The sequence below is a fragment of the Brumimicrobium sp. genome, from assembly GCF_048268645.1.
Lineage (GTDB): Bacteria > Bacteroidota > Bacteroidia > Flavobacteriales_D > Crocinitomicaceae > Brumimicrobium > Brumimicrobium ulvae.
The window spans coordinates 22516-44066 of sequence record NZ_JBLWVE010000018.1 but is presented as its reverse complement, the minus strand read 5'-3'; the positions used below and the strand labels follow the sequence as shown (position 1 = coordinate 44066).

Annotated in this window: 15 protein-coding genes; 9 read left to right on the top strand and 6 right to left on the bottom strand. The window is 36.2% G+C overall.

Translation table 11 applies throughout. From position 1 onward, the window contains the following. Nucleotide 1: 1 nt before the first annotated feature. The 3 genes from gldE to ACN0U3_RS12690 all read left to right on the top strand — a co-directional run bounded on the left by gldE (nucleotide 2) and on the right by ACN0U3_RS12690 (nucleotide 4379). A complete protein-coding gene (gene gldE, locus ACN0U3_RS12700; protein ID WP_417266514.1) occupies nucleotides 2–1336 on the top strand; it encodes a gliding motility-associated protein GldE in 1335 nt (444 codons plus the stop codon). Between the two features lie 10 nt (nucleotides 1337–1346). Then, nucleotides 1347–1916 (top strand): gliding motility lipoprotein GldD, encoded by a 570-nt coding sequence (locus ACN0U3_RS12695; RefSeq protein WP_417266513.1) that lies wholly within the window; start codon nucleotides 1347–1349, stop codon nucleotides 1914–1916. A gap of 126 nt (nucleotides 1917–2042) precedes the next feature. Then, entirely contained in the window at nucleotides 2043–4379 is a 2337-nt protein-coding gene (locus ACN0U3_RS12690) for a M14 family zinc carboxypeptidase (protein WP_417266512.1), read from the top strand. A 9-nt stretch (nucleotides 4380–4388) separates the two neighbouring features. Here ACN0U3_RS12690 and ACN0U3_RS12685 read toward each other — a convergent pair whose 3' ends face one another. Together ACN0U3_RS12685 and sppA are read right to left on the bottom strand one after the other, a co-directional pair. Next, a complete protein-coding gene (locus tag ACN0U3_RS12685) occupies nucleotides 4389–6719 on the bottom strand; it encodes an LTA synthase family protein (protein WP_417266511.1) in 2331 nt (776 codons plus the stop codon). Nucleotides 6720–6819: 100 nt separating this feature from the next. Next, on the bottom strand, nucleotides 6820–8601 hold the full coding sequence (sppA, locus tag ACN0U3_RS12680) for a signal peptide peptidase SppA (protein WP_417266510.1): 1782 nt from the start codon (nucleotides 8599–8601) through the stop codon (nucleotides 6820–6822). Nucleotides 8602–8761: 160 nt separating this feature from the next. Between sppA and folK the strand changes: the two genes are divergently transcribed. Together folK and ACN0U3_RS12670 are read left to right on the top strand one after the other, a co-directional pair. Continuing rightward, nucleotides 8762–9265 (top strand): 2-amino-4-hydroxy-6-hydroxymethyldihydropteridine diphosphokinase, encoded by a 504-nt coding sequence (folK, locus tag ACN0U3_RS12675; RefSeq protein WP_299204938.1) that lies wholly within the window; start codon nucleotides 8762–8764, stop codon nucleotides 9263–9265. A gap of 97 nt (nucleotides 9266–9362) precedes the next feature. Next, nucleotides 9363–11066 carry a tetratricopeptide repeat protein gene (locus ACN0U3_RS12670; protein WP_299204941.1) on the top strand — a complete coding sequence of 568 codons (1704 nt, stop codon included), beginning with the start codon at nucleotides 9363–9365 and terminating at the stop codon, nucleotides 11064–11066. A gap of 649 nt (nucleotides 11067–11715) precedes the next feature. Here ACN0U3_RS12670 and secA read toward each other — a convergent pair. The 4 genes from secA to ACN0U3_RS12650 form a co-directional block, all read right to left on the bottom strand. Next, entirely contained in the window at nucleotides 11716–15078 is a 3363-nt protein-coding gene (gene secA / locus ACN0U3_RS12665) for a preprotein translocase subunit SecA (RefSeq protein ID WP_417266525.1), read from the bottom strand. Nucleotides 15079–15251: 173 nt separating this feature from the next. After that, the gene (locus ACN0U3_RS12660) at nucleotides 15252–15473 is read right to left on the bottom strand and encodes a DUF2795 domain-containing protein (protein WP_299204944.1); all 222 of its coding nucleotides are present in this window, start codon (nucleotides 15471–15473) and stop codon (nucleotides 15252–15254) included. A gap of 121 nt (nucleotides 15474–15594) precedes the next feature. Beyond that, a complete protein-coding gene (locus tag ACN0U3_RS12655; protein WP_299204947.1) occupies nucleotides 15595–16146 on the bottom strand; it encodes a cob(I)yrinic acid a,c-diamide adenosyltransferase in 552 nt (183 codons plus the stop codon). 189 nt (nucleotides 16147–16335) lie between these two features. Further along, nucleotides 16336–17478: an acyl-CoA dehydrogenase gene (locus tag ACN0U3_RS12650; protein WP_417266509.1), complete on the bottom strand. Its 1143-nt coding sequence runs from the start codon at nucleotides 17476–17478 to the stop codon at nucleotides 16336–16338. Between the two features lie 153 nt (nucleotides 17479–17631). Between ACN0U3_RS12650 and ACN0U3_RS12645 the strand changes: the two genes are divergently transcribed. From ACN0U3_RS12645 to ACN0U3_RS12630, 4 genes are all read left to right on the top strand, one after another. After that, the gene (locus ACN0U3_RS12645) at nucleotides 17632–18702 is read left to right on the top strand and encodes an anhydro-N-acetylmuramic acid kinase (RefSeq protein ID WP_417266508.1); all 1071 of its coding nucleotides are present in this window, start codon (nucleotides 17632–17634) and stop codon (nucleotides 18700–18702) included. Between the two features lie 275 nt (nucleotides 18703–18977). After that, complete coding sequence (gene nhaD / locus ACN0U3_RS12640; protein WP_417266507.1) at nucleotides 18978–20357, top strand: sodium:proton antiporter NhaD; 1380 nt, start codon at nucleotides 18978–18980, stop codon at nucleotides 20355–20357. Between the two features lie 30 nt (nucleotides 20358–20387). Then, the gene (locus ACN0U3_RS12635) at nucleotides 20388–21092 is read left to right on the top strand and encodes a MotA/TolQ/ExbB proton channel family protein (protein ID WP_417266506.1); all 705 of its coding nucleotides are present in this window, start codon (nucleotides 20388–20390) and stop codon (nucleotides 21090–21092) included. A gap of 11 nt (nucleotides 21093–21103) precedes the next feature. Then, nucleotides 21104–21538: an ExbD/TolR family protein gene (locus ACN0U3_RS12630; protein WP_299204962.1), complete on the top strand. Its 435-nt coding sequence runs from the start codon at nucleotides 21104–21106 to the stop codon at nucleotides 21536–21538. Nucleotides 21539–21551 lie beyond the last annotated feature (13 nt).

Here is a 21551-nt window from a genome sequence, read left to right as displayed (position 1 = left end):
AATGGATGATACAGATCCCCTGAGTTTTTACTTGCTATCAATAACTACAACAGATTTCGGAATTGGTTTTTGGATTTCAGTTGTTGTGTTGTTGCTGTTGTTAGTGTCTTCAGCCCTTATTTCTGGGTCAGAGGTAGCCTTTTTCTCTTTGTCTCCCGAAGAAAGAGAGGGTGTTGATGTTGGAAATGAACCTTATACTGAAACAGCCTCGCAACTCTTGAGGCAGCCCAAAGATTTATTGGCCACAATTCTTATTGCTAACAATTTTGTTAACGTGGCAATTGTTATTTTATCGAGCTTTATCTTTGATCAAATTTATCCTGCTAATCCAGATTTAATTGGAGTGGATTATTTAAGGGCGACAATTGAAATTGCTGGAATAACCTTTGTCTTATTGTTGATAGGAGAAGTAGTACCAAAAGTCTATGCCAATAGAAATAGCCTGAGCTTGGTGAAGCTGATGTCATCTCCATTAAATTTTATTGGTAAACTACCGCCTTTCTCATGGTTGAAGAATTTTTTGGTGAATGGGACTGAAGTGATTCTTAAATATGCAAGAAAACGACAAATTGATGTCTCTACTGATGATTTAGAAAATGCGATTGCCTTAACGCGTGAGGAAAGTACTTCTCCGGATGAACAAAGAATTCTTGAGGGAATTGTGAATTTTGGAAATACAGATGTTAGACAAATTATGCGTTCAAGAGTGGATGCAATTGCAGCGAATGAGGACATTACTTATGCTGAGTTGATGGAACTGATTTTGAATTCAGGTTATTCTAGAATTCCAGTTTTTAAAGACACTTTTGATAATGTTACAGGAATTCTTTTCGTTAAAGACCTGCTTGGACATTTAAATGCTCCACCAGACTTTGAATGGCAAAAAATTATTCGTCAACCTTTCTTTGTGCCTGAGAATAAGAAAATTGATGATTTGCTAAAAGAATTCCAAGAAAAGAAAATGCACATGGCTGTAGTGGTCGATGAGTATGGAGGGTCCTCAGGAATTGTAACCTTAGAGGATGTTCTTGAAGAGATTATTGGTGAAATTACAGATGAGTTTGATGACGAAGATATCGTTTATACCAAGGTCGATGAATCAACTTACTTGTTTGAAGGTAAAACTTCCTTAGTCGACATGTATAAAGTTTTGGAAATCGATGGGAAAGCTTTTGAGGAATCAAAAGGTGAGTCGGACTCTATTGGTGGTTTTTTAGTGGAACAATCGGGGCGAATTTTACGGAATAAGGAGTTTTATGTTTTCGAGAATTTTAAATTCGTTGTAGAGTCTTCTGATAAGAAAAGGGTGAAAATGGTCAAGGTGATTAAACTTTAATTGATTAGAAATGGGTAAGGTAGTTGTTTTTATTTTCGGAATTATTCTTTTGAGTGTTGTTGCGTGTGAAGGGAAGAAAAACTACGTACCAAAACCCTCAACCTATCTGGAATTGAATCTTCCTGAGCGTTCTTATGATTTGTTTTCTGATTCTTGTGGTTATTCATTTAATAAGCCCAGTTATTTTAATGTGAAAAACGTTAATGGACAACCTTGTAATCGAGATGTTGACCTTTCTAGCTTGAACGGTACTTTGCATTTGAGTCGAATAGATTTAGATACTTCTCTGGCTGTTTACGTGAATTACGCCATTGATAAAGTGGAAGAACATAAGGTGAAGGCAACTGCAATTTATGATTCTACCTTTATTAGAAATGATGACCGCGTCTTTGGAACTTTTTTTGAATTACAGGGAAATGTTGCTTCTCCATTTCAGTTTTATTTAACGGATAGTACTTCTCGTTTCATTAGTGGAGTAGTTTATTTTAATACACGCCCAAACTACGATTCTATTAAACCTTCTTTAGATTTTCTTAAAAAGGATATTTTTGAATTGATGAATACTTTGGAATGGAAATGATTGTTCATTTCTATAGCGATAAACATCCTTTTGCCGTTCAAATATTTATGTCTTCATTCGTGTAGTTTTTTGTTTTTTTGATTCAATTCAATTGAGAATCATTACTTTTAATGTAAATAACTATACATGAAAACAATTTTATGCTCTTTCGTTTTTCTTTTACTTAGCTCTACTTTTCTTGCACAAGAACACTATTCTAGGGCAAAAATATGGTTTGTAGATGAAGGTATTTCAGCCTTGTCTGACTTAGGTCTAGCCATAGATCACGGGCATGTGAAAAACAATACTTTTATCATAAGTGATTTTTCTGAGGCCGAGATTCAAAAAGCGATAGAGGCTGGGCTGCAAGTAGATATTTTAATTGAAGATGTTAAGGCTCATTATGTTGAGCAAGCAACTGCAGTTTACACAAAGAATATTGCTTGCCCAGATGTTGGGGCGCCTTCCTATGCACCACAAGTTCCAACGAATTTTCAGTTGGGTTCCATGGCAGGCTATTATACCTATCAAGAGTATTTAGATATTCTTGACGATATGAGGAGCCAATACCCCAATTTAATTACCGAACGAGCTGCTGTTTCGGATACTTTGACCCATGAAGGTCGACCTTTGTATTTTGTGAAAATTTCAAATAATCCTTCTGTAGAACAGTCAAAGCCAAGAGTTTTGTATACCGCCTTGCATCACGCCCGAGAACCAGGCTCTTTGTCTGAAACGATATTTTTCATGTGGTATATATTAGAAAACTATGGGGTAGATCCAGAAATAACATATTTGGTTGACGAGCTAGAACTTTTTTTCTTACCTATGATTAATCCTGATGGTTATATCGAAAATGAAACCAACGACCCAAATGGAGGAGGAATGTTTAGAAAAAATAAAAACCCGAATATTGGAAGTTCTAATCCGGGGGTTGACTTAAATAGAAATTATTCTTATCAATGGAATACCACTGGAGTGAGTTCAGATGAAAACAGTGACGTTTTTCCAGGTGTAAGTTCTTTTTCTGAACCAGAGACCAAGAATATAAAAAAGATTGCCGAAAAATGGAACGTGGAATTTGCGTTGAATGCACATACGCATGGCGGAATGATGTTGTTTCCTTATGGTGCAACAGAGAATGATTTTGCGGCAGACCATACTTATTTCACAGCAATTGGAAATCAAATGGTGAGCTACAATAATTATTTAAATCAAAAAAGCTCTGGTTTATATCCTGCTTCAGGTGATTCTGACGATTTTTTATATCATGACCACGGTATTTTTGCCTTAACTCCTGAAGTGAGCCATAATGGATTTTGGGCGCCTGCTTCTGTGATAACTGATGATTGCATTGACATGCTTTTTAGTAATATTGTTTTGGCACACTTGCCATTGGTCTATGGAGTTACAAAAAGCCTTGATGATGAGATGTTTATTAACGACATGACAGGAGATTTTAATTATGAAATTACACGTTTGGGTAGAACTTCTGGAGTGCTGACTGTTAGTGTTGAATCTATTTCTGGAATTCAAACTGTAGGTAATCCAAATACATATAATTTAGCTCTAGAAGAAACTCAATCGGGAACCATTGCTTTTAGTTTGAATCCAAACATTCAGTACGGAGATGAAATCAAGTATGTGTTGGTTACCGATAATGGAACGTGGCAGCATAGAGATACCTTAATTAAAACATATGGAAGTCCTACGGTTCAACTTTTCGATGAAGCCAATACAATTGATAACTGGGTAGGAACTTGGGATTTAACAACAGAAGACTATTATTCACCAAACTATTCCTTTACCGATAGTCCAAATGGGAATTATAGTGGTAACTCTGAAGAGGTATTTCGATTAAAGGATACTATTGATTTAACCAATGCCATTGATGCTTTGGTTTCTTTTAGAGCTAAATGGGATATAGAAGATAACTATGATTATGTTCAATTCATGGTCTCCACTGATTTCGGAAATTCTTGGAATGCACAGTGTGGAAAATATACCAATACCGGTGTTTCTGTTTCTGGCGGAAGTCAACCTATCGAACCTTTATATGATGGAATTCAAAACGACTGGGTGCTCGAAGAAATAAATTTGAGCGAATATTTAGGAGAGCAAATCATGATGAGGTTTGTATTGAATACCGATTATTGGGAGCATAATGATGGTTTTTATTTTGACGATTTCCAAGTAATGTACAATTTGGAATCAGCAAGTAGCATTGCTGAAGAACATTTAATTTCTTTCAATCTTTTCCCTAATCCTGCAAATGAAACAGTAAACATTTCCGCCAATGAAATTCTAAATGGTGAGGTTTCGATTTTTAATACCAAAGGTCAAAGGGTTAATTCATATAGTATCAATGGTCAATCAAAACAAGTTGAATTAGATGTCTCAAGCCTTGAGCAAGGAGTCTACTTCGTTCGTGTTTCAAATGAAAAAATGGTTTCTCAATCTAAAAGATTAGTCATCGTAAGGTAGTCAAAAGGATTAGTTTGGTCTTGGTGCTTTGACAGTCAGGGAGGGAATTATAACTTCATAATTTTGTTTTAATTGGGCTTTGTTCCAGAAATAAACAGTTATGCGATCTCCTTTTTGAAGTTCGAAATCAATTGTGTTTTTTATGAGGAAATTAATTACTCGCTCCTCAGATAGTGGACTTTCCTGTAAGTTTAAATCGAGCTTATTCCATGTTAAAGTAGAATCACCCCGCATTGCAGAGTAAACCAAAATTGGGTTTTCTTCATGGGGGTCTTCCATTTTCCAATCACCACTAAAGCTGATGTTGAGCTCAAATAAAACTTCTTCATAAGCTTCTTTGAGTTCAAATTCAGTGATGTTGTAAAATTCTGCCTTATTATTCATATGGATTTGTTTACTCACATTGTTTATTTTTTTTAAGGCCTTTTTGTAGGAAATCAAAATATTCTGACTGACTACTTTGTCATGGACTAAAGTTGAAACTTCAAGGAGCTGCGAAAGTAATTCTTTCTTTTCTTCATCTTCCCAAGCTGTTAATTGAAGTCGGTCTCCAACTTTGTAGAGTCGACCCTCTGATAAGTAGTATTCTTTGTGAAGAATGTCTCGAACTTTTCTGTTGTTAAGCATAAATAAGACGTCTCTATTGCTCTGGAATGTAGCTGAGGTGTCAAATGGTTTTCCAAGCCAGCTTACAGAATCTAATTTTGGATAATTGTATTTTTCGCTCAATAAATTATGAAAAGAAGGAGGGATGTCTAAATGTGAATTCGTTCCTTTGAAAGTTTTTGTTCGTTTAAGCAAAGGAGAGTAGATCATCAGTGCAGATCGGTATTTTTCTATTGCGCTGGATTGTGCAATTTCACCCATCATGTGGTCACCTAGAATAACATAGATGGTATTTTGGTGTTCAGGTCTTGACTGTTGCGATTTAAAATATTCTTTTATAGCATCGTCTGTATAATGGAAGGTGGCAAATTCAGCGATGTATTTCATGTGCTTTTTCTTGATTTGTTCATTCGCAGAGGAGTTTTTAATAGTTGTTTCTACCATTTGATGATAGCGTTCATGTTCTTCTATGATATAAGGATAATGCATGGATAAAGTGAGATAGACATCAATGAATGGGCTGTTGTTCTTTCTGGTATTGTTTATTTCTAAAACGTTTTTTAGAAATTGTTTGTCAGGAATCCCAAAGGGTATTGAGTCTATACTGGTTTTCAATCCTGTTCCTTCATAATTATATTCTTTGCGGTCATAAATATTGCTAAAGCCCTGATCGTTAATGAATAAATCCATGTAGTCAAATCTGGCATATCCTCCGAAGTGGAAATTTCCTGTGTATCCATTGTCAATTAGCCAAGTCGCTAAAGTCTCGTTGTTTGGATAGCCAGAGCTGTTGTTAGTAAAGCCTTTTTTCCCGTGAGGAAGACTGCCTAAAATACTCGGTAAAACAGCAAATGATCGTTCTGACGTGGCCAAGGAATTGTCAAAGTATAAGGCGTGCTGAGCGAGTGAGTCTAAGAAAGGAGTGTAGCTGATTTCATCTGCATCTGGACCACTAAAAGAAGATGAAAGTCCTTCTACAATCAAGAATACAATATTTGGTGGAGATTCTTTGAGGTCAAAAAATGGACCTAGTGGATTTTCTTTATCGTTTTTTCTATATAATGGATAAGTGCTGTTTTGTAATTGGGGATTGGTGGTTTTTTGGTAAAAATCAATGTGTTCATTGGCTAAAATCTTGAGTTTAGGTTGTTGACTTTTATAAATTGATTGAATAAAGTGAATGGTTTTGTTTTCTGGAATATTCGTAAAGCTACCATTGTCCTTTTCGACTTTTAATCCTAGAAAAATTGCAATTATCCCTATGGCTAAAAAAGAGTAAAGTATTAAGTTATCATTCCTGAGGGTGACAAACTTGATTCCGATAAAATAAAGTACCGAAGGTAAGGGCAGTAGAAGATATATCCACTGGAATACGAAATAGTTGTTGACAATTATGTTGGCTTGATCAAATGAAAAAAGAAATACAGTGTTGTCTAGAAGTGTTAAGGTAATTGAGAAGTAAAAGATTGAGATTAGCTCCAAGGTAAGTATGGCGCAAAAGATCAGATGTGTTACTATTCTGGTGGCTTTATAGCGTCTTCCTAAGAGGTAGAGTGGGCTAATGATTAAACTAAAAAAGCCGACAGCAAGCAAAACATTTATTATTCCATAAAACCAGGTCGTCCATACATCCTCAAGATAATGATTTTTAGAAATGATGATTAAACCTATACTCCAGGTTAGAGCTAAAGAAATCAAAAAAGAAGTAAGAGAAGAAGAAAGATGTTTAATCATTTGTAGCCGTTTTTCCCCTTGGGAATGTTTCTAATTTACAAATATATTCAAATAAAAAAAGGAGGGATTACCCTCCTTTTGCTTAATTTTCATATAATCCTTACCAAACGATTTCATAAGGCATTCTCGCTTGAACTCCTGTCATCTGTTCAACTTGCTTGATGCGCTTGTACATTTGAATCATTTCCTTAGGTAACGCAGATTTATTTACGTTTTGATCTTCTTCATCCTCATTTAATGTTTCCATTACTTCCATCCAAGGGTCTTTATCCATTTTGGGGTAATATCTAACTACTGGTTTTTCGATACCCGCTTCTTTGGCTGCGTATGCAATGGCATCTTGAATTCCTCCAAGTGTATCAACTAATCCAACACGTAAAGCATCTGTTCCTGTCCACACTCTACCGCGAGCAACTTCATTGACTTGATCTAATGACATGCCTCTTCCTTCTGAAACCCTGTTTAAAAACTCAGAATAAATAAAATCTACCTCGTTTTGTACGATTTGGTACTCTTCAGGTGACATCTTACGATTAGTCGATAGTACCGCATGTGGGTTTGTACTCACTTTATCAAAGGTAAGTCCCAGTTTGTTTTCGAGCATAGCTCCAGTATAGGGGATAACACCAAACACACCGATGGAGCCTGTGATTGTAGTTTCTTGAGCAAATATTTTTGTGGCTGGAGCAGCGATATAGTATCCTCCAGATGCCGCTACATCTCCCATGGAGACAATGACTTTCTTTTTCTCGTTGGCGAGTTTAACTTCTCTCCATATTTCATCGCTTGCTAAAGCACTACCACCTGGAGAGTTAACTCTAAATACGATTGTTTTTATGTCATCATCTTTTCTAGCTGCACGTAATAGTTTGGTGATTTTACTACTGGCTAAACCTTCTCCTTCAACTACTACCGCTCCTTCGGCAACAATTACTGCGATATTTCCTCTTTTGGTATGTGCAATGTTTTGCTGAGTCTCAAACTTCTTTTGAGCATACCTTTCAAATTTTTTGAGGTTACTGCTTTTTAGTTCATCAACCCCAATTTTTTCTGCCAAAAGTTGAATTACTTCGTCACGGTACTTTACTTCATCTAGAAGTTTGTGGTCAACAGCTTGTTTTACACGTCTAACTAAGCTGCTGTCAGCAATCATTTCCAATTGCTCCATTGTGATGTCTTTATCTTGACTGATGTTGGTTTTAACAGCAGTCCATATGTTGTTCAAGTATGTTTCCAATTGTAGACGACTAGAATCACTCATTTCTGTTAAAAAGTAAGGTTCAACAGCACTTTTAAAGTCGTTGTTTGAACCGCGAACAACTTGCATTTCGAGGTCAAGTTTATCAAACATTCCTTTGTAGAACATCAATTCCGCACCCAGACCTAAAAATTCAAACATTGAAGAATGGAATCCATAGTTTTCACTTGCCGCAGAAGCAATATAGTACTGTCTTAAGCTTACAGCTTCACCGCTGTGGTAGGCTACTACGAATTTACCAGATTCTTTTTCAAATGTTTTGATGGCATTGCGAATTTCTGTTGCTGTAGCATAACCACAGTTAGCCCCTTTTAATTCGATAAAAACACCTTTAATTTTTTCATCTTTGGCTGCTTTTTCAAAACCATATAGTAAATCAGCTAATCCAATTTCATTCACTATACCTAAATTTGAAAAGCTAATATCACTTTTGCTCATTTCGGAAATAGCACCATTGAGTTGTAGGTGTAATATCGTTTTATCTTGAACCGTATAGATAGGCTTTGTGTTAAGCATTGATCCGATTAAACTAGCGAATAATACTAGGAATAAAATGATGAGGACAACCCCAGAGGTTAAGCTGGGCCAAAAGACCCGCCAAAATGATACTTTTTTGTTTGTCATAATTTACTTTTATTTGTAGTCAAAATATATTTTAAAAAGCTCTAGTAAGCAGCCTATGTACTTTTAGAGGAAAACGAATATACAAAATATAGTGTAGACATTGTTGCTCATATTTACAAAAGGAACAAGAATCACTTAATAGGTAAATAAATCAGATGAGATGAAAGAAAAGCGTAAAGTGATTTTGAGTTTAGGAAGTAACATACCTGATCGAAAACAGTATTTAGAAAAAGCGATTGTTGAGCTTGAGAAAGTTTTTGAAACCCAGGTTGTTCGATCGAGAATTTACGAAACTGCACCTTGGGGTTTTGAATCTGAAGTGCCTTTTTTAAATTGTTGTGTCAGTTTCTATTCATCTTGTATTCCTACGGACCTTTTATTTGTCACAAAAAGGATAGAAAAAGACCTCGGAAGAGTTAAAAAAAGCCAAAAAAATGAATACCAATCAAGGGTAATTGACATAGATATACTGTATGTTGGAGAGCTCATAGTGAGGACCGATGAGTTGACCCTTCCTCATCCACAACTTTACGACAGAAGCTTTGTGTTGACGCCACTTATAGAGATTTGTCCTGCATTCGTAGACCCTGTAAAAAAGCAAAATATCACAGCGATATTAGAGACGTGCAACGATAAAAATAGCGTTATATTGTATGAGAATTAGACATTAACATTTTAATAATTAGCAAAAACTTCTTTTAAGTGGTTAAAAAAATCATTATTATTGCAGACAAAACACTGAAAGAAAAAATATTATGATAATGAAAAACAAAGGAATCAAGAGTTTAGCATTTATTGCGGCAGCTGGTTTAATGACTACTAGTTGTGACCTACTGAAAGATGTAGATTATACTGTAACGCCAGATCCATTAGAAATGCATGGTGATAGTGTAAGAGTAAAAATTGACGTAAGTGTTCCTGAAAAAGGAATCAATAAGAAGTCTTATGCTGAGATTGTACCAACAATCGGTAGCCATGCATTAAAACCTGTTACTATTGTAGGTGAAAAAGCAACAGCTAATGGAACAGTGATTCCTTATAAAGCGGGTGGTAGAGTTGTTTATGAAGACGTTATCGCTTATACTCCAGATATGGAGGTTTCTGAATTAAAAGTTACAGGAACAATTTATAAAAAAGGAAAAGAAAAAGGAGAAGTAGAGGAAATGAAAATTGCTGATGCAACAATCATTACTCCATTATTGGTAAATAAAGACTTCAGAGCAATTATAGCAGCTGATGAATTTCAGCGTGTAACACAAGAGAAGCAAATCGCTGAAATTAACTACCTTAAAGGAAGTCCTGTTGTGCGTTCATCTGAAAAAGTAGATGAGGATATGAAGGAACTTGAGGCTTTCTTAACAATGGCTCAAACGAATCCTAAGGTAGAAATTAGTGGTGTTAAAATTGAAGCATTTGCCTCTATTGAAGGTGAAGAAGACCGTAATAACACACTTTCTACTGATCGTTCAGAGTCTGCTAAAAAAGCAACAATGGAGATCGCTGGAAAAAGAAAAGTAGCGAATGAATTTGCTCAAGATGATGCAAACTACTCTACTGTTGGTAAAGGTGAAGATTACGAAGGATTCAAAAAAGCATTAGTTGCTTCAAGCATGGATAAAGGTGATAAAGACCGTATTCTTAGAATTTTAGAAATGCAAAATTCTTCTGCTGCACGTGAGCAAGCAATCCGTGATTTATCTACGTACTTATATTTAGATAAAAACATTTTCCCAGCACAACGTCGTGCAGAAATCGTTGTTGAATACCAATTGACAGGATACTCTGATGAAGAGTTAGTGGCTTTGTCAAAATCTAACATCGATACTTTAAACGTAGAAGAGATTCTTTTCACAGCTACTTTGACTGATGACTTGAACGAGAAATTACGTTTATACAAAGAAGCTGAGCGTTTGTACCCGGAAGATTACCGTACTGCAAATAACGTTGGAACTGTTTACTACATGCAAAATAAATTGACTGAAGCTAAAGCTCAGTTCGAAAAAGCAAACGGTATTCAAGAAAACCCAGTTTCTAAAAATAACTTAGCTGCTATCGCAGGAGTTAATGGAGACCGTCAAAAAGCAAAAGATTTATTGGCTGAAGCTGATGGAGCTGGAAGTGAAGTTTCTTACAATAAAGGGGTGTTAAACATTCAAGATGGTGAGTACGATGACGCTATTTCTAACTTCGGTGGTGAAGCTTCTTACAACAAAGCTTTAGCACAATTGTTAAACAAAGACGAGGCTGCTGCTAAATCAACTATTGATGAGTCAGCTGATGCTGAGACTGCAAGAGGATACTACCTTAAAGCAATCATCGGTGCACGTCAAGATAAATTAGATGCAATCGTTTCTAACCTTAAGAGTGCGTTCGCAAAAGATGCTTCTCTAAAAGAAAAAGCATCTAAAGACCGTGAGTTTATCAAGTATTTAGATAATGCTACTTTTGGTGCAGTTATCAAATAATTAGATATTAATTCTTTCAAAGGGCTAGTCGCAAGATTAGCCCTTTTTTTATGCCTAATGTTTTTGTTTCTTTCTATTACCGTATCTGGTTAAGAAGTGCGTAAAGCATAAAAGTGGTTAAAGCCATCAATCACCAATTGATGCGGGATTCATCCCGCATTTAATAATTTAAGACTTTATAACATTAGCCTTTTTAACGGCTTTTTTTAAATAATTAGAACAAACTGTATCATTAAAGTTTTAAGCACAAAAGTGGTTAAATTCATCACTCGCTTGTTCAATAATTGAGGAATGATTCCTTCCCCAACTTTTGAGATTGATCCCGTATTCGCTTTTGATTGAGTTATTGATTCTATACTTTGTTGCTGCTAAGGATAAATGCATGTGGTATCGTATTTCGCATTGAGGCTCACCATAGACTTGTTTAAAAGTAGGGTTGAGCAATTTATGTTTCCGTTGGGCGAAGTGCTTGATAAACTGGCGCTATCGTATGAAAGCGTTTTTTGACTACAAATCAAATGATATTATTGAATTAAAAACTTTTTCGGGTTCAACTACTGTTACTTTATAATCTTCACCTTGCATAAACAAAAACGCCTCCTCTGTTAAGAGAAGGCGTTTGATATAATAAAGCACTGTTCTTATCGGCCTATTTACCGTGACATTGTTTGTATTTTTTACCACTTCCACACGGACAAGGCTCGTTTCTTCCAACTGTTTTCTCTGCTACAACGGGTTGTTGTTTTGGAGCACTTTGTTGTTGTGACTGAGCCATCGCTTGGTCGTAGCCTTGGCTTCCTTGAAATTTTTGACCTCCTCCTGCAGGAGCAGTTGCATTCACTTGAGCTTGTGCGTAACTATCACTTTGCTTTGTCGCCTTGTTTTGAACCGACGCAGCGTCTGGCTGAACAGGGATTGCACCCTTCACTAAGAATTCAACTGTTTCTTGATTCAAACGATCAATCATATCTCTAAATAGATTGAAAGATTCTAATTTATAAACCAGCAATGGATCCTTTTGCTCATGACGTGCTTGTTGCACCGACTGTTTTAAGTCGTCCATTTCACGCAGGTGTTCTTTCCATTCGTTATCAATCAATCCTAAAACAATCGCTTTTTCAAATTCACGAACAATAGAATAACCTTTAGAATCATATGCTGCTCTAATTGTTGTCGAAACCTCTATTCCTTTATTTCCATCTGTTAATGGAACACGGATGTGGCGTTCCCTGTTTTCAGGCTGTTCGTAATGTTGTTTTACGTTCTCGTAAACCAATTCTGCAATCTTCTTGTTCTTCTCATCGTAACGATCAAGCGTGGCGTTGTAGATAGCATTAATTGTGTCGATTTGACTATTGTTTTGAAATTGTTCTGCAGAAACAGGAGATTGAATACCCACTACACGTAGTAATTCAAGTTCAAAATCATTGAAGTCATCTTTGCCGTTGTATTTACTTACAACAACTTCGATAGTGTCATAGAACATGTTAGCGATATCAAGATCTAATCGATCACCATAAAGTGCGTTCTTACGTTTTCTGTACACTGCCTTACGCTGTGCATTCATTACGTCATCATACTCTAATAAATGTTTACGGTTACCAAAGTTGTTTTCCTCAACTTTCTTTTGAGCTCGTTCAATAGATTTAGAAATCATTCTATGTTGAATCACTTCACCTTCTTTTAGTCCCATTCTGTCCATTAACTTTGCAATACGCTCTGAACCGAACTTACGCATTAAATCATCCTCCAATGAAACGAAGAATTGAGAAGATCCTGGATCTCCCTGGCGTCCTGCACGACCACGTAACTGTCTGTCAACACGACGTGAATCATGTCTTTCTGTACCAATAATCGCCAGTCCTCCAACTTCTTTTACACCTTCACGTAATTTAATGTCGGTACCACGTCCCGCCATGTTAGTAGCGATGGTCACGGTTCCTTTTGTACCTGCTTCTGCAACGATTTCCGATTCTTTTTGATGATGCTTAGCATTCAGTACATTATGTTTGATTCCTCTCATTTTAAGCATGCGGCTTAATAATTCTGAAATCTCAACAGTTGTTGTACCTACTAGAACTGGACGTTCTTCTTTAACCATACGTTCGACTTCATCAATTACAGCGTTGTACTTTTCACGACCGGTTTTGTAAACCATGTCTTCAAGGTCCTTACGCAATAAAGGTCGATTGGTAGGAATAACAACAACATCTAATTCATATATATCCCAAAATTCTTTTGCTTCAGTCTCTGCCGTACCAGTCATCCCTGACAACTTGTGGTACATTCTGAAGTAATTTTGAAGAGATACACTCGCATAGGTTTGTGTTGCTGCTTCTACTTTAACATTTTCTTTTGCTTCGATTGCTTGGTGAAGCCCGTCTGAATAACGACGACCTTCCATAATACGTCCTGTAGATTCATCAACAATTTTTACCTTGTCTTCTACAATTACATATTCAACTTCCTTCTCAAATAAGGTGTACGCTTTAAGCAACTGGTTAATGCTGTGGATTCTTTCAGATTTTACTGAGTAATCACGAATTAACTCGTTTTTCTTTTCAGCTAAAACCTCTGGAGTTAATCCTTCATTTTCAAGTTTAGCCAACTCTGTACCGATATCCGGCATGATGTAAAAGTTAGGATCGTTTTGTCCTGACATCAAGTCAATTCCTTTATCCGTAAGATCGATAGTGTTGTTCTTTTCATCAATCACAAAATAAAGTTCGTTATCGATAATTGGCATTTGCTTATTCTGCTCTGCCATATAAAAGTTCTCTGTCTTCTGGAGGTGAGCCTTAACTCCAGGTTCTGATAAGAACTTAATTAATGCTTTGTTTTTTGGAAGACCGCGGAAAGCACGAAGCAACTTTTGTCCTCCTTCATCTAATCTTCTTCTTTGTTCTTTTTTATCCTCTAAAGGTTCGTTAATTACCGCTAAGTCCTTTTTCGCTTCAGCAAGTACTTTATTCACAAACGCTCTTTGGGCACTCACCACCTTTTCAATTAAAGGTTTTAAAGCAACATATTCTTGTTGATCTCCTTTTGGTGTAGGTCCAGAAATAATTAATGGCGTTCTTGCGTCATCAATTAACACTGAATCGACCTCGTCAATAATTGCATAATGATGCTTTCTTTGAACCAAGTTTTCGATATCACTTGACATATTGTCACGCAAGTAGTCGAAACCAAATTCATTGTTCGTACCAAATGTTATGTTTGCTTTGTAAGCTTCTCTTCTTGATTCCGAATTCGGTTTGTGCTTGTCAATACAATCAACAGTTAAACCATGGAATTGGTAAAGTGGTCCCATCCATTCACTATCACGACGAGCAAGGTAATCGTTTACAGTAACCAAGTGAACACCTTTTCCAGCAATAGCGTTGAGGTAGACAGGAAGCGTTGCTACTAAAGTTTTACCTTCACCTGTTTGCATCTCTGCAATGTTTCCTCCATGAAGAACAGCCCCTCCCATAATTTGAACATCATAATGAACCATGTTCCACTCAACATCAGTTCCTGCTGCAGTCCATTTGTTTTTCCAAATGGCTTTATCTCCTTCAATTTGTAAACCGTCGTGTGTTTTTGCTAATTCTATATCAAAATCAGTTGCGTTAACCACAAGTTGTTTGTTCTCAGCCCAACGGCGTGCAGTTTCTTTGATGGTAGCAAAAGCATCTGGCATAATTTCTTGAAGTACAACCTCAAGTTGCTTATCTAATTCTTCTGTTAACTTGTCTATTTTTTCGAAGATATTCTCTTTGTCAAGAACAATTGTGTCGGGATGGTCTGCTTGATCTTCTAGAGTTTGGATTTCTTTTTCAATTTCTGCAGTACCTTCCTTGATTTTGTCCTGGAACATCTTTGTTCGTGCCCTCAACTCATCATCACTAATGTCATGAATTGTTGCGTAAATTTCATTTACCTTGTCTATGATTGGCTGATATGTTTTTCGGTCTTTTACCGATTTGTCGCCAAGTATCTTTTTTAATAGTCCTCCTATCATTTTAATGCGCTTGTTTAGAATCCAAAAATAAGCTTTATACTTTTAATTGGGGTGTTGATTTATAAGTAATTTGATGTTATCATAAACTATTCCAAGTATAGATAACTGACAAACTGACGCAGGTCCTAAATAAAAAAGCCTCGACTAAGGTGTCGAGGCTTTGATAATCAATGATTTTGCTAGTATTCATCTTCGTTAAAGAAGAAGTCTTCCTTTGATGGATAATCAGGCCAAATATCTTCGATATTTTCATAAATTTCCCCTTCATCCTCTATATGTTGTAAGTTCTCAACTACTTCTAGTGGTGCTCCTGTACGAATTGCGAAGTCAATAAGTTCGTCCTTAGCAGCTGGCCAAGGTGCGTCTTCTAAATAAGAAGCTAATTCTAATGTCCAATACATAATTATATAAGTTTTATCTTGTGATTCAATAAATTGTCTGTTTCAAAGCGCAAAAGTAATTTTATTTTTTGAAATTCCAAATTCTAAAGTAATTTCTGGTCTAATTGCATTTTGTGTATACTTAAACTCTTGGTTTCCATTGAATTTCTTCAATGTTTAAGTCAAAGGCTACTTTTCTTGAAAGTACAAACAAATAATCGCTCAATCTGTTCAAATACTTCATGGCTAATTTGTATTGATCGCTTTCATCATTAAGTCCTACGGTTAGTCTTTCTGCTCTTCTGCACACACATCTTGCAATGTGGCAATGCGAAAGGATGGGTTCTCCTCCAGGTAAAACGAAATGACGCATTGCTGGAAGTTGTTCATTCATTTCATCAATTGCCTTTTCGAGATAAACAATGTCTTCTTCGTAAACCAAAGGCAAATTCATTTTTGTTCCTTCTGGTTGAGTAGCCAATAAAGAGCCAATAGTGAATAATCGATCTTGAATCTCGATCAATTGATTGAATTGATTCTTAGGAATTTCTTCATGGTCACGAACAAGGCCAATCCAAGAATTGAGTTCGTCAACAGTACCATAACTGTCTATGCGTAAATCATTTTTTGATACGCGTTTACCACCAATTAATGATGTTTGTCCAGCGTCTCCTTTTTTGGTATATACTTTCATGAGTGATTATTAATGACTTTTTAATTTCGAATCTGAATATAAGTAATTTCTATTGGATTAAAGAAAAGATTTAGCCTAAAGTTGAGTGAAATATTTCAATGTATTTTTTTTCATGTTTGTCGGTGTCTCCCAATAAAAAAAGGCAACGATTATTTCGTTGCCTTTTAATGTGCTGAAGTTAAAAATGCATTACGCGTTTAATACTCCTCTTGAAATAACAATCTTTTGAATTTCAGAAGTACCTTCATAAATTTGAGTGATTTTTGCATCACGCATCAAGCGTTCAACATGGTATTCTTTTACGAATCCATAACCTCCATGAATTTGAACAGCCTCAACCGTTTGTTCCATTGCGACAGATGAAGCGTATAGTTTCGCCATTGCACCTGATTGATCATAGTTTAGACCTTGATCTTTTTCCCATGCAGCTTTGTGTACCATTAATCTAGCTGTTTCAACAGCAGTTGCCATATCTGCAATTTTAAATGCAATGGCTTGGTGCTGACTAATTTCTTTCCCAAACGCTTTACGTTCTTTCGAATAGGCTACAGCCAACTCCATAGCGCCAGAAGCAATTCCTAATGCTTGAGCAGCGATACCGATTCTTCCTCCTGAAAGGGTTTTCATTGCGAATTTGAATCCAAATCCATCTTCACCAATTCTGTTTTCCTTTGGTACCTTTACGTCTGTGAAAAGTAAAGTGTGTGTGTCACTTCCTCTAATTCCTAGCTTATCCTCTTTTGCACCAACTTCGAAACCTTCCATCCCTCTTTCTACGATGAATGCATTAATTCCTTTGTGTCCTTTTTCAACATCAGTTTGAGCAATTACAATATATGTAGATGCAGAGCTACCATTCGTAATCCAGTTTTTGGTACCGTTTAATAAGTAGTGATCTCCTTTGTCAATTGCAGTTGTACGCTGTGATGTCGCATCAGAACCAGCTTCAGGTTCAGAAAGACAGAACGCACCGATTTTTTCTCCAGTAGCAAGAGGAACCAAGTACTTTTGTTTTTGCTCTTCAGTTCCATATGTTTCTAGTCCCCAGCAAACAAGTGAATTGTTTACACTCATACAAACGGATACAGAAGCGTCAACTTTAGATATCTCTTCCATCGCTAGTGCGTATGAAATGGTATCCATTCCTCCTCCTCCATATTTTGGATCGACCATCATTCCTAAAAAACCAAGTTCACCAAGTTGTTTGATTTCTTCTTTAGGGAAACGTTGTTCATTATCTCTTTCGATAACCCCTTCCTTTAATACATTTTGTGCAAAGTCTCTTGCCGCATCACGTACTGCAATTTGTTCTTCTGTTAATTCGAAATTCATATCTTGTTTATTATTGTTAAATATTGAGATGATGGTATTGGTCAAAAACTGAACTTACTGTCCTTATCTCAATGATATCTAAATATATTTACTTATAATTGATGCGTAAAATTAAGGTAATTATTCAAATTTCACACTGTAAGTGTAATAGAAATGAAAACTTTTCGCGTGATCGGTTTAATGTCAGGGACTTCGTTAGACGGCTTAGATGTCGCAGATGTAACTTTCGTTTCTCAACCTGATGGCTTCTGGAAATTTACATTAAATCATTCAGCTATTTATAGTTATGGTTCTGAGTTGTTAGCACGCTTAAAAACAGCCCATCAAATTCCTGCTCAAGATTTAGTCCAATTAAGCACAGACCTAGGTCGTTTATATGCCGAATGGGTGAATCGTTTTATAGATGAACATCTAGTAGATAAATCAGAAGTAGACTTTATTGCAAGTCATGGTCAAACCATTTTTCATCAACCTGAAAAGGGATTTACCTTGCAAATTGGCAATGGACCCGAGCTTTCTGTTCTGACTCAATTGCCCTCAGTAGTTGACTTCCGAACAAAAGATGTGGCCTTAGGTGGGAATGGAGCGCCACTAATCCCAATAGCAGATCATTTACTCTTTTCCAAATATGCAGAAGCCTTTCTGAATTTGGGCGGTTTTAGCAATGTGTCATATAGACAAAACAAAGAAGTGCTGTCAAATGATATTTGTCCTGTGAATATTCTCATTAATGAATTAATGAGAAGTGTTGGTGAAGAGTTTGATGCGTATGGGAATTATGGTAAGGGGGGAGCGATCAATCAAAAACTTTTTGATGAATTGAACGGCTTAACTTTTTATGCTCAGTCGGGACCAAAATCTTTGGGTTGGGAATGGGTCGAAGCGGAAATTCTACCATTATTGGAACAAGAAACAGATTTGAAAAGTAAAATAAGAACCCTTTATGAACACATTGCTTTCCAAATTGGAAAAGTGTTGAATAATATCGGTGCTAAATCAACTTTGGTGACAGGAGGAGGGGCGCTGAACTCATTTTTAATTGAAAGAATAAGAGGTTACTATAGAGGAGTGCTGATCGTTCCCGAAAAAGAAATAATTGATTTTAAAGAAGCAATAGGGTTTGCATTCTTAGGATTGTTGAGGTGGAATGATGAGATTAATGTTTTGTCTAGCGTAACAGGTTCAAAATGTGACTCTTCGTCAGGAATCATTTTGATGCCTTGAATTAAATCGGAGGGGATAAGTTGCCATTGGGAATTGTTTTTTATTTTTGTTCTGGAAAATTATTTATCACTTATTAATAGGCAGGTGAAATAATTTGAAAACAAATACTTTGAAATCGTTTTTGAATATATAGATCTTATAGTAACTGATAATGGTTTGATGAATTTTTAACAAGGACTAAACTTTTAAATGGAAGAGTTTAGGGTTTATTTTTTAACACAGCTAAAATTACAAAGAAAGTATCAAGAAGATACTAGGGTTAACACTACATTATTATGGAACTATTTATTGTTTTTGTTTTTATTTTGGGGTATTTGGGAATTACCCTTGAGCACAGTTTGAAGGTTGACAAACTTGTTCCTTCTCTGCTAATGATGGCTTTTGCGTGGGCAGGAGTTTCTATAGGGTTAAATGATTTTGGGGCATGGTTCAATTCTGCGGCGCATGAATTAATGGACATTACAGGAATGAATGCTATCGATAGAGGTCATTTGATGCAAGAAACATTGCTTCATCATTTTGGGAAAACATCTGAAATCTTGATCTTTTTAATAGGTGCAATGACGATTGTAGAAATCATTGACCATTTCCATGGATTTTCAGCCATTAAAGGATTTATTCGCACCAATAAAAAACGAACTTTGCTGTGGATTGTGGCGTTTTTAGCGTTTATTCTTTCTGCAATCATCGACAACCTAACAGCTACGATTGTATTGATTACCATTTTGAGAAAAATATTAAGCAATTCAGAGGATCGAGTATGGTTTGCTGGAATCATCATTATTTGTGCAAACGCCGGTGGAGCATGGTCTCCGATTGGAGATGTAACAACAACAATGCTGTGGATGGGTGGGAAAGTCACTGCTATAAAACTGATAGAGTACTTATTGATTCCTTCAATTGTATGTATGATCGTTCCAACTTTTGTTGCAAGTTTTATGAAGCCTTTTAAAGGAACATTTGAATTGCCCGAAGAGGATGGAGAGGTGAATTCGAAAGCTTCTTTAATGTTATACCTCGGTTTGGGAATGATTGTTTTTGTACCAATTTTTAAAACAATCTTCCATTTACCTCCTTATATTGGAATGATGCTGTCGTTAGGTGTTGTTGCACTTTTTGCAGAAACAATTAGCGTAAGACAGTTTAAGATGTCTTATGTTGGAGTTGTTAAAAAAGGTCAAAAACCAGAATATCTTCCAGAAGATTCAAAAGAAGAGCACGAAAGTCCTACCTTTAGGGCGTTAACAAAAATTGAAATGCCTTCAATCTTATTTTTCTTAGGTATTTTAATGACTGTTGCAGCACTTGAATCACTGGGCTTGGTGTTTAACTTTGGTCAGTCTGTTCAAAACAGCATGCATGATGATATCTTTGTTTTGTTGTTGGGGATAGGCTCGGCTGTTATTGATAACGTTCCACTTGTTGCGGCAAGTATGGGGATGTTTAATGCGCCAGTTGATGATCACATTTGGCAATTCATTGCATATTCTGCAGGAACAGGAGGGTCAATGCTGATAATCGGTTCTGCAGCAGGTGTTGTAGCAATGGGGATGGAAAAAATTTCATTCTTTTGGTATTTGAAAAACATGTCTTGGTTGGCATTTATTGGTTATCTTGCAGGTGCAGGATTTTATTTATTAGAAAGAGCGTTGTAACAAAATTTAATTTAATTCGTTATTGATACTATGAAAGGATCATTTTTACTACAAGTTGTTCAAGATTCAACAGCAATCGGAGCTGAAGAGAACTACAAAGAAGTTGCTATTTGGGAAGCTGTTTCAGATGCTGCAAGCAGTGTTATGGGACTTGTAATCCTGTTGTCATTAGCAGTGATGTCTATTTATGCAGTCTATGTTTTTGTAGAACGTTTATTGGCATTGAAAAGAGCTTCGAAGAAAAATCCAAACTTTTTATCTGAAGTGAAAAGGTACCTTACAGATGGTAAGATTGATGAAGCGAAAAGTTTATGTGTTCGCACAGACTCTCCTTCTGCAAGAATGCTAGAAAAAGGAATTGATCGTTTAGGGAAACCAGTGGATATCGTTGCATCGACAATTGACAATACTGGAAAATTAGAAATTTCAAGACTGGAACAACGCTTGAGTTTCTTGGCAACTGCTGCAGGTGCTGCTCCTATGATTGGGTTCTTAGGAACTACGATAGGAATGGTTCAAGTGTTCAACGACATGAAGAATCTTGATTCTCTGGATTTAGGGACAATTGCGCCAGGGATTATGACTGCCATGATTACAACAGTTGCAGGTCTTATTGTTGGAATTATAGCATATATGGGATACAACTATTTAGTGACTCAGATTTCAAAAGTTGTATACCGAATGGAAAATGATGCAATGGAATTTATGGATATTCTCCATAAACCTTCAAAGTAAAATATTGAATTATGGGATTTGGTACACAAAATAAAATAAAAATTGAGGGCGGGATGGCTTCCATGACCGACTTGGTGTTTTTATTGCTCGTATTCTTTATTATTATGAGTACAATGGCAGAGAAAAACACTCCTGTTGAGTTACCACAGCCTACTGAGAAGTTAGATACCTCGAAAGAAAATGCCACAACCACAATTGTGATTACTGAAAATGACCTCTATCAAATTATGTTGAGTGATGCCAGTAATACCACGAATCCTTACGGAGTGAAAACGGATGGAGTGAGCTATGAAGAAATTCGTGACTTCTTAATTCAAGAGGTTGAGAAAACACCAGAAATGAAAGTGAAAATTGCAGGAGCAAGAAAAGCAAGTTATGAAGCAGTGTTTCAAATTTTGGCTTTGTCAAAGACAAAAGGATGGAAGCCTGTTTTAGCATATGATTAATTTGAATGAATAG

Excerpts from the sequence above, each read along its gene's own strand:
- gldE (WP_417266514.1), top strand. The coding sequence starts at position 2 with ATGGATGATACAGATCCCCTGAGTTTTTACTTGCTATCAATAACTACA.
- ACN0U3_RS12695 (WP_417266513.1), top strand. The coding sequence starts at position 1,347 with ATGGGTAAGGTAGTTGTTTTTATTTTCGGAATTATTCTTTTGAGTGTT.
- ACN0U3_RS12690 (WP_417266512.1), top strand. The coding sequence starts at position 2,043 with ATGAAAACAATTTTATGCTCTTTCGTTTTTCTTTTACTTAGCTCTACT.
- ACN0U3_RS12685 (WP_417266511.1), bottom strand. The coding sequence starts at position 6,719 with ATGATTAAACATCTTTCTTCTTCTCTTACTTCTTTTTTGATTTCTTTA.
- sppA (WP_417266510.1), bottom strand. The coding sequence starts at position 8,601 with ATGACAAACAAAAAAGTATCATTTTGGCGGGTCTTTTGGCCCAGCTTA.
- folK (WP_299204938.1), top strand. The coding sequence starts at position 8,762 with ATGAAAGAAAAGCGTAAAGTGATTTTGAGTTTAGGAAGTAACATACCT.
- ACN0U3_RS12670 (WP_299204941.1), top strand. The coding sequence starts at position 9,363 with ATGAAAAACAAAGGAATCAAGAGTTTAGCATTTATTGCGGCAGCTGGT.
- ACN0U3_RS12660 (WP_299204944.1), bottom strand. The coding sequence starts at position 15,473 with ATGTATTGGACATTAGAATTAGCTTCTTATTTAGAAGACGCACCTTGG.
- ACN0U3_RS12655 (WP_299204947.1), bottom strand. The coding sequence starts at position 16,146 with ATGAAAGTATATACCAAAAAAGGAGACGCTGGACAAACATCATTAATT.
- ACN0U3_RS12650 (WP_417266509.1), bottom strand. The coding sequence starts at position 17,478 with ATGAATTTCGAATTAACAGAAGAACAAATTGCAGTACGTGATGCGGCA.
- ACN0U3_RS12645 (WP_417266508.1), top strand. The coding sequence starts at position 17,632 with ATGAAAACTTTTCGCGTGATCGGTTTAATGTCAGGGACTTCGTTAGAC.
- nhaD (WP_417266507.1), top strand. The coding sequence starts at position 18,978 with ATGGAACTATTTATTGTTTTTGTTTTTATTTTGGGGTATTTGGGAATT.
- ACN0U3_RS12635 (WP_417266506.1), top strand. The coding sequence starts at position 20,388 with ATGAAAGGATCATTTTTACTACAAGTTGTTCAAGATTCAACAGCAATC.
- ACN0U3_RS12630 (WP_299204962.1), top strand. The coding sequence starts at position 21,104 with ATGGGATTTGGTACACAAAATAAAATAAAAATTGAGGGCGGGATGGCT.